At 31.4% G+C, this 17,940-nt stretch carries 13 protein-coding genes, 2 tRNA genes, 2 rRNA genes and 1 riboswitch (1 of these 18 cut by a window edge); of the genes, 4 read left to right on the top strand and 13 right to left on the bottom strand.

Annotated elements, in window-relative coordinates:
- The 4 genes from ABXT47_RS00610 to ABXT47_RS00595 form a co-directional block, all read right to left on the bottom strand.
- Positions 1-389 (bottom strand): 23S ribosomal RNA (locus ABXT47_RS00610) (it extends 2,365 nt beyond the left edge of the window).
- A gap of 149 nt (positions 390-538) precedes the next feature.
- Positions 539-614, bottom strand: a tRNA-Ala gene (locus ABXT47_RS00605).
- An 11-nt stretch (positions 615-625) separates the two neighbouring features.
- Positions 626-702: transfer RNA gene (locus tag ABXT47_RS00600), tRNA-Ile, on the bottom strand.
- Positions 703-800: 98 nt separating this feature from the next.
- A 16S ribosomal RNA gene (locus tag ABXT47_RS00595) occupies positions 801-2,275 on the bottom strand.
- Together the 16S and 23S rRNA genes with 2 tRNA genes alongside form the textbook arrangement of a ribosomal RNA operon.
- Positions 2,276-2,803: 528 nt before the next feature.
- Here ABXT47_RS00595 and ABXT47_RS00590 point away from each other — a divergent pair.
- Positions 2,804-3,910: a peptidoglycan DD-metalloendopeptidase family protein gene (locus tag ABXT47_RS00590; protein WP_415308620.1), complete on the top strand. Its 1,107-nt coding sequence runs from the start codon at positions 2,804-2,806 to the stop codon at positions 3,908-3,910.
- Here the strand turns inward: ABXT47_RS00590 and ABXT47_RS00585 are convergent.
- From ABXT47_RS00585 to ABXT47_RS00565, 5 genes are read right to left on the bottom strand one after another with little or no spacing between them, the layout of a single operon-like run.
- Positions 3,907-4,365: a DUF4167 domain-containing protein gene (locus ABXT47_RS00585; protein WP_415308618.1), complete on the bottom strand. Its 459-nt coding sequence runs from the start codon at positions 4,363-4,365 to the stop codon at positions 3,907-3,909. The genes ABXT47_RS00590 and ABXT47_RS00585 overlap by 4 nt on opposite strands.
- 15 nt (positions 4,366-4,380) lie before the next feature.
- Positions 4,381-5,223 carry a peptide chain release factor N(5)-glutamine methyltransferase gene (gene prmC, locus ABXT47_RS00580; RefSeq protein WP_415308616.1) on the bottom strand — a complete coding sequence of 281 codons (843 nt, stop codon included), beginning with the start codon at positions 5,221-5,223 and terminating at the stop codon, positions 4,381-4,383.
- A gap of 1 nt (position 5,224) precedes the next feature.
- Entirely contained in the window at positions 5,225-6,298 is a 1,074-nt protein-coding gene (prfA, locus tag ABXT47_RS00575) for a peptide chain release factor 1 (protein WP_415308614.1), read from the bottom strand.
- Positions 6,298-7,398 (bottom strand): flavodoxin-dependent (E)-4-hydroxy-3-methylbut-2-enyl-diphosphate synthase, encoded by a 1,101-nt coding sequence (ispG, locus tag ABXT47_RS00570; RefSeq protein WP_415308612.1) that lies wholly within the window; start codon positions 7,396-7,398, stop codon positions 6,298-6,300. The genes prfA and ispG overlap by 1 nt, the downstream gene beginning before the upstream one ends.
- Before the next feature lie 3 nt (positions 7,399-7,401).
- Positions 7,402-8,613 (bottom strand): aspartate kinase, encoded by a 1,212-nt coding sequence (locus ABXT47_RS00565; RefSeq protein ID WP_415308610.1) that lies wholly within the window; start codon positions 8,611-8,613, stop codon positions 7,402-7,404.
- A gap of 66 nt (positions 8,614-8,679) precedes the next feature.
- Here ABXT47_RS00565 and ubiG point away from each other — a divergent pair, with 66 nt between their 5' ends.
- Positions 8,680-9,402 (top strand): bifunctional 2-polyprenyl-6-hydroxyphenol methylase/3-demethylubiquinol 3-O-methyltransferase UbiG, encoded by a 723-nt coding sequence (gene ubiG / locus ABXT47_RS00560; protein WP_415308608.1) that lies wholly within the window; start codon positions 8,680-8,682, stop codon positions 9,400-9,402.
- On the opposite strand, the gene ABXT47_RS00555 is transcribed toward ubiG, so the two are convergent.
- Positions 9,399-9,827: a DUF1178 family protein gene (locus ABXT47_RS00555; RefSeq protein WP_415308606.1), complete on the bottom strand. Its 429-nt coding sequence runs from the start codon at positions 9,825-9,827 to the stop codon at positions 9,399-9,401. The genes ubiG and ABXT47_RS00555 overlap by 4 nt on opposite strands.
- 42 nt (positions 9,828-9,869) lie before the next feature.
- A complete protein-coding gene (argJ, locus tag ABXT47_RS00550) occupies positions 9,870-11,174 on the bottom strand; it encodes a bifunctional glutamate N-acetyltransferase/amino-acid acetyltransferase ArgJ (protein WP_415308604.1) in 1,305 nt (434 codons plus the stop codon).
- Between the two features lie 66 nt (positions 11,175-11,240).
- On the opposite strand from argJ, the gene secA reads away from it, so the two are divergent.
- On the top strand, positions 11,241-13,787 hold the full coding sequence (gene secA / locus ABXT47_RS00545) for a preprotein translocase subunit SecA (protein WP_415308602.1): 2,547 nt from the start codon (positions 11,241-11,243) through the stop codon (positions 13,785-13,787).
- Here the strand turns inward: secA and ABXT47_RS00540 are convergent.
- Complete coding sequence (locus ABXT47_RS00540; RefSeq protein WP_415308600.1) at positions 13,782-14,888, bottom strand: acetyl-CoA carboxylase carboxyltransferase subunit alpha; 1,107 nt, start codon at positions 14,886-14,888, stop codon at positions 13,782-13,784. The two genes, secA and ABXT47_RS00540, sit on opposite strands and share 6 nt — an antisense overlap.
- A gap of 93 nt (positions 14,889-14,981) precedes the next feature.
- Positions 14,982-15,068: riboswitch (glycine riboswitch) on the top strand.
- A 72-nt stretch (positions 15,069-15,140) separates the two neighbouring features.
- Between ABXT47_RS00540 and ABXT47_RS00535 the strand changes: the two genes are divergently transcribed.
- A complete protein-coding gene (locus ABXT47_RS00535) occupies positions 15,141-17,342 on the top strand; it encodes a malate synthase G (protein WP_415308598.1) in 2,202 nt (733 codons plus the stop codon).
- Here ABXT47_RS00535 and recR read toward each other — a convergent pair.
- Positions 17,329-17,940, bottom strand: a complete 612-nt coding sequence (recR, locus tag ABXT47_RS00530) for a recombination mediator RecR (RefSeq protein WP_415308596.1) — start codon at positions 17,938-17,940, stop codon at positions 17,329-17,331. The two genes, ABXT47_RS00535 and recR, sit on opposite strands and share 14 nt — an antisense overlap.

The raw sequence follows: 17,940 nt of genomic DNA, 5'->3' as shown, positions 1-17,940 counted from the left end.
TATTCGAGCAGGATTTCTCGTGTCCCGCTTTACTCAAGAATTTTGTTAAACATTACTCATACGGGACTATCACCCTCTATGGTTAGCATTTCCAAACTATTCAAATTTTTTTAACAAAATTACTGGCCTACTCCGCGTTCGCTCGCCACTACTAACGGAATCTCAATTGATTTCTTTTCCTCTGGTTACTTAGATGTTTCAGTTCTCCAGGTTGTCTCTTTAAACCTATGTATTCAGTTTAAAGTACCACATAAAGTGGTGGGTTTCCCCATTCGGAAATTTTCGGATCAAAGCTTACATACAGCTCCCCGAAACTTATCGCAGTATATCACGTCCTTCATCGGCTTTCAGTGCCAAGGCATCCACTACACGCCCTTAAACGCTTGATTTATGCACAGAAAAAAATTCTTTTTAAAGAAAATTAATCTATGTTGTGATCAAATTTTTATTTTGAACATTAAATAATAACTTTTAATGTTCGGATATAGATATTGATATAAATTATTTTTATTTACAGTTTTAATAACTAAATGTTTCCTGGTGGAGGATACAGGGATCGAACCTGCTACCTCCTGAATGCAAATCAGGCGCTCTCCCAGATGAGCTAATCCCCCATTTAGGTTTTTGGTGGGCCGAGAAAGACTCGAACTTTCGACCCCACCGTTATCAACGGTGTGCTCTAACCAACTGAGCTACCGGCCCTACAAGAAGGAAACATTACTTTAAGAAGAGAAATGAGGACGGTCAACATTACCGATGTATATTATTTAGAATGAAATTTTACTTTCATTCATCCTTAGAAAGGAGGTAATCCAGCCGCAGGTTCCCCTACGGCTACCTTGTTACGACTTCACCCCAGTCGCTGACTATACCGTGGTCAAGGGTTTAAAACCTTGCCTTAAGGTAGAACCAACTCCCATGGTGTGACGGGCGGTGTGTACAAGACCCGGGAACGCATTCACCGTGGCACGCTGATCCACGATTACTAGTAATTCCAGCTTCATGCACTCGAGTTGCAGAGTGCAATCCGAACTGAGGCATCTTTTCGGGATTTGCTTAACGTTGCCGTTTTGCTTCCTGTTGTAGATGCCATTGTAGCACGTGTGTAGCCCAACACGTAAGGGCCATGAGGACTTGACGTCATCCCCACCTTCCTCCAGCTTATCACTGGCAGTTCTTTCAGAGTGCCCAACTTAATGATGGCAACTAAAAGTGAGGGTTGCGCTCGTTGCGGGACTTAACCCAACATCTCACGACACGAGCTGACGACAGCCATGCAGCACCTGTGTTTCGTCCGGCCGAACCGAAAACTCTAATCTCTTAGAGTCGCGACGAACATGTCAAGTGTTGGTAAGGTTCTGCGCGTATCTTCGAATTAAACCACATGCTCCACTACTTGTGCGGGTCCCCGTCAATTCATTTGAGTTTTAACCTTGCGGTCGTACTCCCCAGGCGGTGTGTTTATCGGTTTCCCTGCGACACTGAAAATAAATTTCCAACGTCTAACACACATCGTTTACGGCATGGACTACGAGGGTATCTAATCCTCTTCGCTACCCATGCTTTCGTTCCTCAGTGTCAGTAATGATCCAGAAAGCTGCCTTCGCAGTTGGTATTCTTTCTAATATCTACGAATTTCACCTCTACACTAGAAATTCTGCTTTCCTCTATCATACTCTAGCTGAAAAGTTTTGATGGCAGTTCCAGAGTTAAGCTCTGGGATTTCACCACCAACTTTTTCAACCACCTACGAACTCTTTAAGCCCAGTAATTCCGAACTACGCTAGGTCCCTTCGTATTACCGCGGCTGCTGGCACGAAGTTAGCCGGACCTTCTTATTCGGGTACAGTCATTTTCTTCCCCGACGAAAGAGCTTTACAACCCAAAGGCCTTCTTCACTCACGCGGCATCGCTGCATCAGAGTTTCCTCCATTGTGCAAGATTCCCCACTGCTGCCTCCCGTAGGAGTTTGGGCCGTGTCTCAGTCCCAATGTGGCTGATCATCCTCTCAAATCAGCTATTGATCATAGTCTTGGTAGGCCATTACCCTACCAACAAACTAATCAAGTGCGGGCTCATCCAATGGTGCATAAAGCTTTCTCCGTAAAGACTTATCCGGTATTAGCACAAGTTTCCTCGTGTTATTCCAGGCCAAAGGGTAGATACCCACATGTTACTCACCCGTCTGCCACTAAGTATTGCTACTTCGTTCGACTTGCATGTGTTAGGCGTGCCGCCAGCGTACGTTCTGAGCCATGATCAAACTCTCAAGTTAAAAAACGGCGCACACTAGCTTCATATATAAATTGTAAGAATACAATCCATACGATTTTGAAGTGTGTACGACAAATTTTGGTAACCTTAACCGTCCACACTTCTCTTCTTAAATTTTTACTTTTTAAATAGCTAATTGGTTATAAAACGCCCAATAATCCTCACTAATCTATTGTTTAAACAATAATTTTAATGAGAAAGTGTGGTGCTTATAAGCTAAAATAAAAGTAAATCAAGCATTTAGCATTTAAATAAATGAACAAATATCTCAATATATATACGGTTTTTTTTGATTTTTATGCATTACTAAATTAATAATTGGAAATTCCAGATGATATTTACTTCAAATAAAATAATAAAATTGATTAAGAAAAATGCCGAAATCTCTTTTCTCATACTGTTGCTATTAATTACTATTACTAGCACCACATTTTACAACAATAAAAAAATATCGATTAATAAAAATTATAAAGAAGTAATAAATAATATCTACTTTCAAAAAAGTATTAACCAAGTTTTTAATCATTTAGTGCCAAGATATAAAAGTATAGACCATAAAATTTCTAATGGTGAAACATTTGATAAAATATTAAATAACTATTCTATTCCAAATGAAGAAATTTTAGAAATAAAAAAAATTATAAATTCAGATTATAATTTAAATAATCTTAAAACCAATCTTGATATAAAGTTTACAATCGATCAATCAAACAATAAAAAAATTATTTCTTTTTTATTTCCAATATCTAGAACTGAAAAAATTCAATTAATTAGAAATCTAGAGACAGATTTTTTTGAAAAAAAAACAATTATTACAAATTTAAATAAAAAAATTATTTTTAAAGAAGGTAAGATTACACAAAGCTTATATGGAACTGCGATTAACCTAAATGTTCAACCAAATATAATTATAGAGTTTGCAAGAATCTATGGTTTTCAAGTTGATTTTCAAAGAGATATTAGAAAAAAAGATAATTTTCAAATTATGTACGAAGTGTTTGAAGATGATAATGGCAAAATATTTGAAACAGGAAATGTTATTTTTGCAAATCTCAAACTTAGTGGAACAAATAACTCATTATATTATTTCGATAAAAAAGGAAGTGAAGGACACTATGATGAAAACGGCAGGAGTGTTAAAAAAGCATTAATGAAAACACCTATTAATGGAGCAAGACTTTCCTCTGCTTTTGGAATGAGAAAACATCCTATCGATGGTTATAATAAAATGCATAAAGGAACAGATTTTGCAGCACCTATGGGTACTCCTATCATGGCGTCTGGTAGCGGTATCATAACAAGAGCCAGATGGTGTGGTGGTGGTGGGAATTGTATTAAAATAAAACACAATTCAACTTATCAAACAATTTATGCTCACATGAAAAGTTTTGCAGCTGGAATAAAAGAAGGGATAAGAGTTAAGCAGGGGCAAATAATTGGGTATGTTGGCTCGACAGGAAAATCTACTGGTCCACATTTACATTATGAGGTAGTTAAAAATGGAAAAAAAATTAACTCACAAACATTAAAGTTGCCCTCAGGTAAAATTCTTAAAAATAAAGAAAGAAAACAGTTTGAAGTAGCTAAAATTAAATTAGATGTTTTAAAATCAGAATTAATTATTGGCTTAAATTAACTTGCAGCAGTTTTTTTTTCTACAGTTTTCACAACTTTTTTAACTGATGATTCTGGAGTAGTTTTTTTTGTTATTTCCGCTTCTATTATTGTTGGTTTTTTTTCATTGGCTTCAACCTCAACGGGTTTTACTGTCGTAGATGGAGAAGAAGTAACTCTTGCCAACCTAATACTTTCCTGCTCATTCTGAACTCTGGTAAAGTGATCGGCATGCTGAAAATAGTTTTCTGATAAAATCTTATCTTCATTTGCTAAGGCTTCTCTAGCTAAATCATTATACTTTTCTATTAGTTTTACCGCATTATGATTATTTCTACCTGGAACGCTTCTTCGAAAATTATCATTATTAGTAAACTTTGAACCTTCATTGTTACTTCTAAATGGAGGTCTTCTATTATTATTGCTCCTGAACGGAGGTCTTCTATTATTGTTGTTATTACTTCTAAATGTCACCATATTTTTATCTTTTAATTAAATTTTAGTGCTGACTATGCAGCGATCGTTATTTCCATAATCTTTTATGGAGTTATTTATGTAAAAACCCTCTTCTTTTAATATTTTTATAACTTTATTTTTTTGATTAAATCCAATCTCTAAAATAAATTTACCATTTTTCTTAATCAGAGTTTTTGTTTTATTAATAACTTTTCTGATTTTTGAAAACCCATCAAGCCCACCACTTAAAGCTAACTTTGGTTCAAAATTAGCAACATCTTTTTCCAAATATTTTAAATTTAACAATTCAATATAAGGAGGGTTTGAAACAATTAGATCATATTTCCCAATTCTAAAATTGTCAACACTAGAATTAAAAAATTTTACTCTATTCACTAAGCTAAGTTGTTTTGCATTGAATTTGCTTATATTTATGCTTTTTTTAGAGATATCTATACCAGTTCCATAAAAATTATGTCTCTCTTTTAAAATGGATAAAAGGATACACCCAGATCCAGTTCCAATATCTAGAACTTGTAATTGTTCGTCTTTGGAGTAAATTTTTAAAACTTGTTCTATTATTAATTCAGTATCAGGCCTTGGAATTAGTACATCTTTATTGACAAAAAATTCATCCTTCCAAAACTGTTTTTTGTTCGTTAAGTAAGCTATTGGTTCTCCCTTTTTTCTCCTTTCAATTAAACTTTTAAATTTTGTTAATTGTTCTGAATTAACAAGTTCTTTAGGGTTTAAAATTATATATTTTTTATCTCTTTTAATTGAGCTAGATAATAGTATCTCACAATCAAGTTGGGGATTTGATATTTTATTCTCTTGTAAGATGTTTATTCCCTCACTTAAAACATTTACTATATTCATTTTAATTAAGATTGCTCAATTTTTCTTCTTGAGCTTGTAGCGTTAAGCTTTCTACCATTTCATCAAACGCCTCACCTTCTAAAAAAGCTTCAAGCTTATGTAGCGTTAAATTAATACGATGATCTGTCACCCTTCCTTGTGGAAAGTTATACGTTCTAATTCTTTCAGAGCGATCTCCAGTTCCTATTTTACTTTTTCTATCTTGTGATCTTTCACCCTCTATTCTTGATCTTTCCAGTTCATAAAGTCGTGACCTTAAAATCAGCATTCCTTTTGCTTTATTTTTATGTTGTGATTTTTGATCTTGCTGAGATACAGATAATCCAGTTGGAATATGGGTAATTCTTACAGCACTATCAGTTGTGTTTACAGACTGTCCTCCTGGACCTCCTGCTCTAAAAACATCAATTCTTAAATCTGAGTCATTTATTTTTATGTCAACCTCCTCTGCTTCTGGCAGAACAGCTACAGTTGCAGCAGATGTGTGAATCCTTCCCTGTGTTTCTGTATCAGGAACTCTCTGAACACGATGAACTCCACTTTCATATTTTAAAGTTGAGTAAATATTTTTTCCCCTAATTGATGCAATGACTTCTTTAAGTCCACCAGCCTCACTCTGGGACATGCTTATTAATTCTAGTTCCCATTTTTTTTGATGACTAACTTTTTCATACATTTTGAAAAGATCTGAGGCAAATAAGCTTGCCTCTAAACCTCCAGTACCTGCTCGTATCTCTATAATTGCATTTTTTTTATCAGCATCATCTTTGGGTAATAGAAATAATTTTAATTTTTTTTCTATTTTTTCATTTTCTAGCTTGAGATCTTTTAATTCATTATCAGCCATTACCCTAAACTCATCATCACTATCTGGATCTTCTAAAATTTTTTCTAAATCTTTTTTTTCTCCTTCGTATGAAAAATATTTTTTAGCATCATCAATTACATCGTTTAAATCTGAATATTCCTTTGATTTTTCAGCAAAAAATTTTTTATCTACATCACCAACTGACAGTTCTTTCTCTAGTAAAGAGTGTTTAGATATTAATTCTTGAATAGTTTTTAAAGGTATCATTATGATTTTTTATCTAGTTCAGCAGCTTTTTTTTCTACTTCACTTACAACTTTTGATATTATGTCTTCTGATAAAACTTTTTCACTTTGAATGCCAGATAAATAAAGCATATTACTTCCTTTTCCACCTCCTGTGATGCCTATGTCAGTCATTGCTGCTTCTCCAGGCCCGTTAACTACACATCCAATAATTGATAAAGTTAAAGGAGTTTTAATATGAGAAAGTTTTTCTTCTAATGTTTTGACAGTATCAATTACTTGGAAGGCTTGTCTTGCACAAGATGGGCAAGATATAATTCGTACACCTCTATTCCTTAAATTAAGTGATTTTAATATTTCATTGCCTATTCTAACTTCTTTTACAGGATCATCTGATAATGAAATTCTTATTGTATCACCTATTCCGTCCATTAAAAGTGATCCTAAGCCTATTGAAGATTTAATGCTTCCTGAAATAAAGCTTCCTGCTTCTGTAATGCCTAAATGCAAAGGGTAATCTGTCACTTTTGAAAGTTGACGGTATGCAGACATAGATAAAAAGACATCTGAAGACTTGACACTAATTTTAAAATTAAAAAAATTTTGGTCTTCAAGAATTTTAATATTCCTTTGCGCACTTTCAACTAAAGCTTCGGGACACGGCTCTTTATATTTTTCTAAAATATCTTTTTCAAGAGAACCTGCGTTTACACCTATTCTTATCGAACAGTCATTATTTTTGGCTGCACTTAATACATCGTGTATTTTTGATTTGTCACCTATGTTGCCTGGATTAATCCTTAAACATTTCGCACCATTTTCAGCAGCTTCAATAGCTCTTTTGTAATGAAAGTGAATATCAGCAATTATTGGAATAGAAACATTTTTAGTGATTTCTTTAAGTGCTAAAGAGGATTCTTCGTCTGGACAAGAAACCCTGACAAGATCAGCTCCCTCTTCATGAATATCATTAATTTGTCTAATAGTTGCTTGTATATCTGTCGTTAATGTATTCGTCATTGATTGCACAGAAATAGAATTGTCTCCTCCTATTTTTACATCACCCACATTAATAACTTTTGTTTTTTTTCTGTGAATATCTCTAAATGGTCTTAAGCTCATTATTTAGTCTAATTTAAATTCTTTATGAAGGGCTACTATAGCTTTTTTTACATGCTTGATAGATATTAAAACTGAAATTTTTATTTCAGAAGTTGAAATAACCATAATATTGATTTTTTTTGACGCAAGTGCTTGAAACATTCTATAGGTAATCCCAGGTGTAGTAATCATTCCAACTCCTATAATTGACACTTTAGAAACATCGCTGTCATGTAAAAATTTTCTAAAAGAAATTTTTTTATTTTGCCTTATGATTTTTTCGGTTTTTTTTAAATCTTCTGATTTAATAGTAAACGTTAAGTCTGTTTCATTACTATTTGATGAAATATTTTGAACAACCATATCTACATTTATTTGGTTTAGTGACAATGGTTTAAAGATAGAAGCTGCAACACCAGGCTTATCTTTAACACCAATCATTGTAATTTTTGCATCATTTTTAGTTGACGTAATTCCTGTTATAATTTGATCACTAAAAGCTTTTTTATTATCTGTTATTAAAGTTCCTTTCTTTTTTAAAAATGAAGATTTAACAGAGAAGCTTATATTGTTTAATTTTGCATCCTGTACTGATGTTGGCTGCATTACCTTCGCCCCTAGAGATGCCATTTCAAGCATTTCATCATAAGAAATTTTATCGATCTTTTTTGCTTTTAAATGATTTCTTGGATCAGTAGTGTATACACCGTCTACATCTGTATAAATATCACACGCATCTGCATTAAAAAATTTTGCTAACATTATTGCTGAAGCGTCAGTTCCTCCCCTGCCTAATGTTGTAACTCTATTTTCAGAATTAATTCCTTGAAAGCCAGTGATAATTGGAATTCCACCCGATTTTATAAAACTAGATATTTTATTTTTATTAATCTTGTGAATTCTGGATGAACTATATGAACCTTCGGTAATAATTGGCACTTGCCAAGACATCCAAGATCTAGACTTAAATCCAAGATGTTTAAGTCTTCCTGCAATTAATGCACACGCCGCTTGTTCACCAGTAGATAGTAAAACATCATATTCAGCTGCATCAAAATTTTTACTCAACTCTTTAGTTTTTTTAATCAATTGATTGGTAATTCCACTCATTGCAGAAGAAACTACAATTACTCCTAATTTTTTCTTTTTATAAGTGGCTATAATCCTAGCTACATTCTTAATTCTATCTATATTTCCTACAGAAGTTCCACCAAATTTTAATACGACAATTTTCATTGATAATTTTGTTTAATTAATATTGATAAATTACATCTTAATTGTTATGTCCACAAGTTATCTATTATGAATTCAATAAATAAAAAAGAAATTGAAAAATTTTCAAAAATTGCTGAAGAATGGTGGAATCCTAACGGTAAATTTAAGCCTTTGCATAATTTTAATCCTATAAGAATTAAATATATTAAAGAAAATATAATTAATGATTTCCATATTAAATCTCCAGATAAACCTTTAAAAAAAATTAACTTACTAGATATTGGTTGTGGTGGAGGATTATTATCTGAGCCCATGTGCAGACTGGGTGCAAATGTATATGGAATAGATGCCTCAGCAAAAAATATAGAAGTCGCAAAATTTCACGCAAAAAAAAATAAACTTAAAATAAACTATAAAGTTGCATCACCAGAAAAATTAAAAACAAATATTAAATTTGATGTAATTTTAAACATGGAAATAGTGGAACACGTTGAAAATATAGATTTTTTTATTAAAGCAAGTGCTAAACTGCTTAAAAAAAATGGTATAATGTTTGTTGCAACTTTAAATAAAACTTTAAAATCTTATGCGTTTGCCATCATAGGGGCTGAATATATCTTAAAATGGCTACCTATAGGAACTCACGACTGGGAAAAATTTGTTAGGCCAGATGATTTAATAAGGATTTCAAAAAAAAATAATTTATCTTTAAAAAAATTAAATGGTATGAAGTTTAATATATTAGATGATAGTTGGAAAATTAGTAACGACACTTCTATTAATTATATTTTAAAATTAAAAAAAGATTAATTTGTACTATCTACTATCCAGGGTATTATTTCTACCTTTATGCCTTCTTCTTTTAATTCTTTAAGATCTTTTTTTGTTGCGGTACCATAAATCCCTTTTAAAATTTTTTTATTTTTATAATGTGCAGATCTTGCCTCATAAGCAAAATTATTACCTACATTCTCAAAATTTTTTTTAATAAATTCTTGGTTTTTTAATATTATTTCTTTTGTTTGTTTGTATTTTTTTATTTGATGGGCATTTTTAGAGTCATTTTTTGAGCTAAATACATTTGGTGACATTAAGGTTTTTTCTACATCAAATGAATTACAAATATGACAGTTAAGAAAATCTTTTTTTTTTAACCTCTCATATTCTTTAGATGAAGCAAACCAACTATCAAATGTAGTCTCGCAATTTTTACAAACAAGCCTGTATTTAATCATGATATATAAGTTAATGATAAATAAACTTATTTCAATGTTCTATTAACTTCTATAATCAGCATTAATCTCTATATATTTTTGAGTTAGATCCATAGTGTATGCTGTAAAATTTTTTTTCCCTAGGTTGAGATCAACAGATATGTCAATTTTAGTCTCTTCTCTCATATATACTGCCGCATCGTTCTCAATGTATGTTTTTGATAATTGACCCTTTTCTATGATTTTTATAGGTCCAAGTTTAATAGATAGTTTATTCACCTCAATATCAACATCTGTTTTACCTATGGCCATTATGATTCTTCCCCAGTTAGGATCATGCCCAGCAATTGCAGTTTTGACTAATGGCGAGTTAGCAATTGAAAAAGCAATTTTTTTTGCATCATTCTCTGTCTTTGATTTTGTAACACTAATTGTAATAAACTTACTGGCCCCTTCACCATCGGCAACTATTCTTTTTGACAAATTCAATAGCACTGAGTGCAAAGCTTCATCAAAAGATTTAATTCTTTTATCAGTAATATTTTTTATTTCTAAATTATTAACTTTTCCCGTTGAAAAAATTGAAACCATATCATTGGTACTAGTGTCTCCATCACATGTGATTGCATTAAAGGTAGTTTCAATATTTTTTTTAAGTAATTTATTCAAAATATCATTTGAGAGATCTGCGTCTGTGAAGACATATCCTAGAGTAGTTGCCATATTAGGGAAAATCATTCCCGATCCTTTTGCCACTCCATAAATTTTAATTTTTTTATTACTAATCTCACACTCTTCCATTGCAAGTTTTGGTTTTAAATCAGTTGTCATCATACCAAGTGCAGCCTTCATCCAGATAGGCTTATTTTGTGTATATTTTATCTTTTTAATTAATTCTGGAATACTATTTCTAATTTTTTCTGTTGGATATTTTTCTCCAATAGTTCCAGTACATCCGAAGAGAATTTCGTTACTTGATATTTTTTTTGGTTTATCCTCATCATCAATTTGTTTTTTTGATAGTTGGGCTGAAACCTCTTGGGCTATTTCTTTTAAACCTTCGTAACCATCAGAACCTGTGAAGGAATTAGCATTTCTAGTATTAACAATTAGAGATTTTATCTTTTTACTTTTTATATTTAAATTCCATTTAATATTTTCTGATATAATTTTTGACTGCGTGTATACAGAAGCATAATTTGCTCCATCTCTAAAATAAAACATAACCAGGTCATCTCTTGGTTTATTGTATAAATTTGCACAAACAGTAGATATTGATAATCCATCAATATGATCTAAATCTTGGAAGTCGCCCATTTTTGACTTTAAATTTAGAGAATTTTCAAAGTTTTTTAGGTTTATTGGCATCTATTTAAATTATTTATTTAATACTTATATTAAAAGCTGTAATTAATTATATACCAAAAAAACTAGATGCTTAATCCTTTAAATTTTTTCTCAAAATTCGTTAAATCAAGTAATCAAAAAGAGTTAGACAAAATCGCTAAGATTGTTGAAAAAGTTAACTCTTTTGAGGGTATCGTTCAAGATATTTCAGATAACGATTTTCCTAAAAAAACATTAGAACTTAAAAAAAAACTCAATGAAGGCAAAAATATTAATGACTTGTTACCCGAGGCTTTTGCGCTTGTAAGAGAAGCTTCTAAAAGAACTAGAAATGAAAGACATTTCGATGTTCAAATAGTGGGAGGTATCGTTCTGCATCAGGGAAAAATTGCAGAAATGAAAACTGGAGAAGGTAAGACTCTAACCATAAGTCTTGCAGCCTACTTAAATGCTCTACGCGGTAAAGGTGTTCATATTGTTACTGTTAATGACTACTTAGCTAAAAGAGATTCTCAAGAAATGGGAGAAATTTATAAATTTTTAGGATTAACCTCTGGTTATATAAATAATAGTCAGGATGATTTTGAAAGAAAACAAAATTATAATTTTGATATTACATATGCAACTAACAGTGAACTAGGGTTTGATTATTTAAGAGATAATATGAAACACTCTAATGACCAAATGGTTCAAAGGGGACATGTTTACACTATTGTAGATGAAATAGATTCTTGTTTAATAGACGAGGCTAGAACTCCATTGGTAATCTCAGGAGCCGCCGAAGATAAAACAGAACAATACCTTGCAATCGATAAGTTAACCAGAAGACTAATACCTAAACATTATGAAATTGATGAAAAAGATAAAAATATTTTACTTACAAATGATGGAATAAATAATGTGGAAGAAATGTTTTCTAATGCAGGAATTTTAAAAAATAATAATTTTTATGATCCTGAAAACTTGAGTTTGGTTCATCATGTGAATCAGTCATTAAAAGCTAATCATTTATTTGAAAAAGGTAGAGACTACATAGTCAAAGATGGAACATTAAAAATTATCGACGAACTTACTGGAAGAATCTTAGAAGGAAGAAGGTTTGGAGATGGTCTTCACCAGGCTCTTGAAGCAAAAGAAAGAATAGAGGTACAACCTGAAAATCAAACACTTGCATCTATAACTTATCAAAATTACTTCAAACTTTACGATAAAATTTCTGGATGTACTGGAACTGCCGCAACAGAATCTCAAGAATTTTATGAAATATATAATTTAATTGTTGTTATCATTCCTACTAATAAAAATATGATTAGAAAAGATTGGAATGATCAAATTTTTAGAACGGAAATAGAAAAAAATAAAGCTATCATCAAAAAAGTTATTGAATGCCACAAACAAAATCAGCCAATTTTAGTTTTTACTTCAAGTATTAATAAATCTGAAATTTATTCAAAATTACTAAATGAAGAGAAAATAAAACATGTTGTTTTAAATGCAAAAAATCATGAAAATGAAGCTGAAATCATTGCAAATGCAGGAAAAAAGAACTCAGTTATAATTACTACAAGTATTTCAGGAAGAGGAGTTGATATTCAGCTAGGTGGAAAAAAAGGAAGTCAGCCTGATGAAGAACTTTTAGTAAACAAGAATAAGATAAAATCATTGGGTGGATTGTATGTGATTGGTACTGAACGAATGGAATCTAGAAGAGTTGACAACCAAGCAAGAGGAAGGGCTGGACGTCAAGGTGATGAAGGAAGTTCAATCTTTTATGTTAGTTTAGAGGATGATTTGATGAGAATTTTTGGCTCAGAGTCTATGAATAACATCTTACAAAAACTTGGCTTAAAAGATGGGGAAAGTATTGATCATCCTTGGATTAATAAAGCCCTTGAAAGAGCTCAACAAAAAGTTGAGGCAAGAAACTTTGATATAAGAAAAAATTTACTTAAATTTGATGATGTTTTAAATGATCAAAGGCATGTAATATTTTCTCAAAGAAACGCTGTAATGAATAGTGAAAAAGTTTTTGATTATTCTAATGAATTTTTATCAGAAATTATAGGTCATCTAGTTAGCTTGAAAGCTCAAAAGTTATCAAAAATTAAAAATAATGAATTTAGTAATCAATTAAAAATTTTACTTGGAAAAAGTGTAGATGAAAGTGAGTTTGCAAATTTAACTAACTTAAAAGACCAAGACTTTAAAGAAAAAGTTAAATCTAAATTTTTAGAATCAAGAAATGAGAGAATTAAAATGCTCGGTGAAGAAAAGGCAAGAGAAGTTGAAAAAAGAATTTTTCTTCAAAGTATTGATTTAAACTGGAAGTCTCATATACAATACCTTGAACAATTAAGACAAGTTATTGGACTTAGATCTTATGGTCAAAGAGATCCATTAGTTGAGTATAAAAAAGAAGCCTTTCATCTTTTTGAAAATTTATTAAATAAACTAAAAATTGACTTTGTAACAATTTTAATTAATTTAAAAATAGTTCAAGAGGCTCCTCAAGAAAAAGAGGTTTATAAACCACCTGTGATTGATCCAAAATATATTGGGAAAAAAATGAGTAGAAATGAACCTTGCTTTTGTGGATCTGGTAAGAAATATAAAAAATGCTGTGGAGCTCTATAAAAAAAATATTAAATAACTTAGCAAAACCAACGCTATGAGAGAAGCTCCTAAATTGATTTTTGATTTAAAAAAGCTTTCAATAAACTCATTAACCTTATTTTTTTTCATACTTAGTGCACTCAAGTCATCTAATTGACTAATAAATCCTTTTGATCTTCCAATAGTTAGAAATTTATTTTTTCTATGATTCAAAACTTCGTCTCTACTCATATTGGAGAATTCATTTAGGTTGCTTTCAATAGATTTTCTTATGTTTACTAAAATTAAATCTCTATCTCTATGAGCTCCACCAATTGGTTCTGGAATAATCTCATCAATTACTTTTAATTCTAGAAGATTTTTTGAGGATAATTTCATTGCTTTTGCAGCATCAAGTGTTCTTTTTGGATCTCTCCATAAGATTGTTGCACATCCTTCAGGAGAAATTACAGAGTAAATTGCATTTTCTAACATAACAACTTTATTGGATGATGCTAATGCTATTGCTCCACCAGAGCCACCTTCTCCAATAACAATTGCTAAGGTTGGAACACTTAATGACATGCAACATTCTATTGATTTTGCAATTGCTTCAGCTTGACCTCTTTCCTCGGCGCCAACGCCTGGGTATGCACCTGGGGTATCTATAAAAGAAATTACTGGAATATTAAATTTATTAGCGAGTTTCATCAATCTAATAGTTTTTCTATAACCCTCGGGTCTCATCATCCCAAAATTTCTTTCAATTCTAGTTTCGAGGCTATCACCCTTTTCTTGACCTATAACTAAAATTGATTTTTCATTAAATTTTGCAAACCCAGCTAGAACAGATTTATCTTCTCCATAAAACCTATCTCCAGACAGTGGAATAAAATCTTCAAATAAATTGTCTATAAAAAACTTAGCTTTAGGTCTATCTTCATGTCTTGCGACTAACGTTGTTTGCCATGGGTCAAGGTTAGAATAAATTTCTTTTAGCTTGTTATCTATCTCTTCTTGAGATTCAGAAATTTTTTTTGTATCTACCTCTGAAAGTCCATCCTGATTGTATGGATCTTTTAGTTTTTCTATTTCAGCTTCTAAATTTTTAATATCAGTTTCGAAATTTAAATAATTTTTCATAAGAATAGTTTTAATTATTAATTAATTCACAAAAAAGGCAATAAAATGTTTTAAATAATTAATATTTGACTTAATAGTATTAACAAGTAATCTTCACTCTTATCGGGAGAGACTAAATATATTAGCGCCGAAGGAGCAACCACCCCGGAAACTCTCAGGCAAAAGGACCGATAATAAACATAACACTCTGGAAAGAGATTTAATCTCGCCGATGGAGCAAAAACTCTCAGGCAAACATACAGATGGGGTAAAATGAGTGCTATGAAAGAACAATATACAAAAATATATAATCTATCAGTTTCTAATAAATTGTTTGACTTTGTGAACAATGAATTACTTAAAAATACAAATATCTCTTCAGAAAAATTTTGGAAAGGTTTCGATAAAGTAGTTCATGAATTAGCTCCAAAAAATAAAAAACTTTTAGAGATAAGAGGAGCTTTACAAAAAAAGATGGATGATTGGCATATTGCCAATAGAGGTAATGAAATTAATCCAGAAAAATACAAAAAATTTTTACAGGAAATTGGCTACTTAAAAGAAGTTGGTCCTGATTTTAAGATTAAAACAAAAAATATTGACGAAGAGATAGCTAGTATTGCTGGACCACAATTAGTCGTTCCCATTATGAATGAAAGGTATGCACTTAATGCAGCTAATGCAAGATGGATGAGTTTATATGATAGTTTATATGGTACAGATGTAATTGAACAATCTGAAGATAGTACTGCACAGAGATATGATCCCTTAAGAGGTGAAATGGTCATAAGATATGGAAGAAACTTTTTAGAAAGATATTTTCCTTTAGAGAACATAATTCTTGGATGGGCAAATATAACTACTTTTAAAATAGAAGATGGTTCACTTATCATTTGTAAAGATAAACAAAAAACAAAATTAAAAGATAAGAATAAATTTATAGGTCATAGAGGTGAAGCAGACAATCCTAGCGCCATCATTCTTAAGAATAATAATTTACATATAGAAATAATAATAAACCCAAAAGCATTTAGTGCAGTACAAGATCCTGCTGGTATAAGTGACATTATTGTTGAAGCTGCAGTTTCAACTATATGTGACAATGAAGATAGCGTTGCAGCAGTTGACTCTGAAGATAAAGTTATTTGTTATCGTAATTGGCTTGGTCTTATGAAAGGTGATTTAAAGTCTAAATTTGAAAAAAATGGTAAAATTTTTGAGCGTAAATTAAATCCTAACAGAAGTTATATTTCTAAAGATGGCATGGGGTTAAAGCTACATGGAAGAAGTTTATTATTAATAAGAAATGTAGGCCATCTAATGACTAACTCTGCGATTATTTTAAAAGATGGCTCTCAAATACCTGAGGGGATAATGGATGCATTTATTACGTCTGCCGCATGTCTTCATGACTTGAAGAAGAAGGGAAATTCTAGAACTGGATCAATTTATATTGTTAAACCAAAAATGCATGGACCAGATGAAACTACATTTACTGATTTAATTTTTTCTAGAGTCGAAGAAGTTTTGGAGCTAGAAAAATATACCTGTAAAATTGGAATAATGGATGAGGAACGAAGAACTTCTTCAAATTTAAAAGAATGTATTAGGACATTAGAAAATAGAGTATTTTTTATTAATACAGGATTTTTGGATCGTACTGGAGACGAAATACATACTTCAATGGAGGCTGGTCCAATGATTAAAAAAGGAGACATGAAGTCCTCTAAATGGATTACTGCATATGAAAATAATAATGTTGATATTGGTCTTCAATGTGGTTTTTCCGGTAAAGCTCAAATTGGCAAAGGAATGTGGGCGATGCCTGATAAAATGACTGAAATGATGGAACAAAAAACTAGTCACCTAAGAGCTGGAGCAAATTGTGCTTGGGTGCCGTCACCAACTGCTGCTGCACTTCACTCCCTTCATTATCATGAAGTTAATATATTTGATAAACAAAAAGAAATTCAAAGAAGAGATTCGGCAAAACTTGATGATTTATTAACGTTACCAATTGCAAATAGACCTAACTGGTCAATGGAAGAAATTAATTCTGAAATTTCTAATTCTGCACAAACTCTCTTAGGGTATGTTGTAAGATGGATAGATCATGGAGTTGGCTGTTCAAAAGTACCTGATATTAATAATATTGGTTTAATGGAAGATAGAGCTACTTTAAGAATTTCATCTCAGCATATTGCCAATTGGATACACCATGATATTTGTACAAAATCACAAGTTATGGAAATAATGAAAAAAATGGCAAAAATTGTTGATGATCAAAATAAAAATGATGGCGCTTATTCTCGTTCTGGAAGAGGAAGCTACGAGATGATGTCTGAAAATTTTGAACAATCAATTGCTTTCAAGACGGCTTGTGATTTAATCTTTAAAGGTAAAGAACAACCCTCTGGTTATACAGAGCCATTATTACATTTTAATAGATTGCTAAAAAAATCTAGTCAGAATTAGTTTTAATTCCAGTTCTATTTTTAAAAGCTGAATATAAAGTCCCATCGTCAAGACTTTCTATTTCACCACCAACAGGTAAGCCTTGCGCAAGTTTTGAGATTTTTGCGCTTGTTTTTTTAAGACTATCTTGAATATAATAGGCTGTAGTTTGGCCTTCAACAGTTGCACTTGTTGCTAAAATAACCTCTTCAATATTTTCTCTAACAACTCTCTCAACTAGTGAATTAATTAAGAGATCCTCTTTCCTTTGACCAGCAGATGAAATTGTTCCACCTAATATATGAAAGTATCCTTTATAAATATTTGAATTTTCTATAGACCACTGGTCTGCTATATCTTCAACAACACATATTTTATTGTATTTTTCTTTTGTATTTTCACAATTATTACAGCCTAAAGAATTAGATTTTAAAGTACCACAAGATTGACACCTAATAACATTTTTATAAACTTGAGCTAAAATATTAGCCATCGGCTTAACTAATTCATCCCTATTGTTAATAAGTTTCAATACAATTCTTTTGGCAGACTTTGGGCCTAGTCCTGGAAGCTTAGCAATTAATTTTATTAATTCTTCTATTTCATTAATATTTTGCAT

The organism is Candidatus Pelagibacter sp. Uisw_099_02 (genome assembly GCF_047727625.1).
GTDB lineage: Bacteria > Pseudomonadota > Alphaproteobacteria > Pelagibacterales > Pelagibacteraceae > Pelagibacter.
Note: the sequence above shows the minus strand (reverse complement) of the source record. Positions and strands in the feature narration are given on the sequence as shown.

Coding starts and splice junctions, on each gene's coding strand:
- ABXT47_RS00585 (WP_415308618.1), bottom strand. CDS start 4,365: ATGGTGACATTTAGAAGTAATAACAACAATAATAGAAGACCTCCGTTC.
- prmC (WP_415308616.1), bottom strand. CDS start 5,223: ATGAATATAGTAAATGTTTTAAGTGAGGGAATAAACATCTTACAAGAG.
- prfA (WP_415308614.1), bottom strand. CDS start 6,298: ATGATACCTTTAAAAACTATTCAAGAATTAATATCTAAACACTCTTTA.
- ispG (WP_415308612.1), bottom strand. CDS start 7,398: ATGAGCTTAAGACCATTTAGAGATATTCACAGAAAAAAAACAAAAGTT.
- ABXT47_RS00565 (WP_415308610.1), bottom strand. CDS start 8,613: ATGAAAATTGTCGTATTAAAATTTGGTGGAACTTCTGTAGGAAATATA.
- ubiG (WP_415308608.1), top strand. CDS start 8,680: ATGAATTCAATAAATAAAAAAGAAATTGAAAAATTTTCAAAAATTGCT.
- ABXT47_RS00555 (WP_415308606.1), bottom strand. CDS start 9,827: ATGATTAAATACAGGCTTGTTTGTAAAAATTGCGAGACTACATTTGAT.
- argJ (WP_415308604.1), bottom strand. CDS start 11,174: ATGCCAATAAACCTAAAAAACTTTGAAAATTCTCTAAATTTAAAGTCA.
- secA (WP_415308602.1), top strand. CDS start 11,241: ATGCTTAATCCTTTAAATTTTTTCTCAAAATTCGTTAAATCAAGTAAT.
- ABXT47_RS00540 (WP_415308600.1), bottom strand. CDS start 14,888: ATGAAAAATTATTTAAATTTCGAAACTGATATTAAAAATTTAGAAGCT.
- ABXT47_RS00535 (WP_415308598.1), top strand. CDS start 15,141: ATGAGTGCTATGAAAGAACAATATACAAAAATATATAATCTATCAGTT.
- recR (WP_415308596.1), bottom strand. CDS start 17,940: ATGCAAAATATTAATGAAATAGAAGAATTAATAAAATTAATTGCTAAG.